This window comes from Frigoribacterium sp. CFBP 13605 (assembly GCF_014839405.1).
Lineage (GTDB): Bacteria > Actinomycetota > Actinomycetes > Actinomycetales > Microbacteriaceae > Frigoribacterium.
Genome location: NZ_JACYNS010000222.1, coordinates 1 through 666, shown reverse-complemented (window position 1 = coordinate 666; position 666 = coordinate 1). Strand labels below are relative to the sequence as shown.

Below are 666 nucleotides of genomic sequence, written 5' to 3'. Positions count from 1 at the left end.
CGGCATGCTGTGGCAGGCCGGCGCGCCGGTCGGTTCGAGCGCGGCACCGAGCTCGCGGAGGCGCACGGCACGCCGGTCGGTCGACGCCGTCGACGGTCTGCCCCGCACGCCCTCGGGCCTTTACGCCCTCTCGCTCGACCCCCGGGGCGAGTCCCGTGCCGTGGCCGCCGCGGCGGGCTGGTTCGACGAGGTCACCCCGATCAGCCGCTTCTTCGACCTGGTCGTGACCGACTGGGGAGTGCGCGACTGGCGTGCCGACCTCACCGACGTGGTGTCGGCCAGCCGGACGGTCTGCATCGTGGCCCGCGCCGACCGCCACGCCGCCGAGGAGGCCGCTGCCCTCGTGCCCGCGATCAAGGACCACCCCGACCGGCCCGACGTGGTCATCGCCCTGGTCGACGTCGGCGACGCCGGTCGCGCGGCCCCCGTCACGGTCGGCGACGACCCCACCGTGCCCGTCGTGCGCGTGCCCTACGACGCGGCCCGTTCCGGCGGTCGGCCGGTGTCGAGCGCCGCACTGGGCACGCGCACCCGCATCGCCTACGCCCGCCTCGCCGCCGCCCTGCTGCCCCTCGACGCCGCGTCGGTCCCGAGGGGCGCCCCGCCCGTCGGGGATCCCGGCCCGGCCCCGTCGGCGGCCGATCCCGGCCCGTCGGAACGTCGCCG

1 protein-coding gene is annotated in these 666 nt (G+C 78.1%); it reads left to right on the top strand.

Going from position 1 to position 666, the window contains the following annotated elements; translation table 11 throughout:
* Window positions 1–666 (top strand): hypothetical protein (locus tag IFT36_RS16145; protein ID WP_200413680.1); only part of this gene is annotated, 666 nt, incomplete at both ends.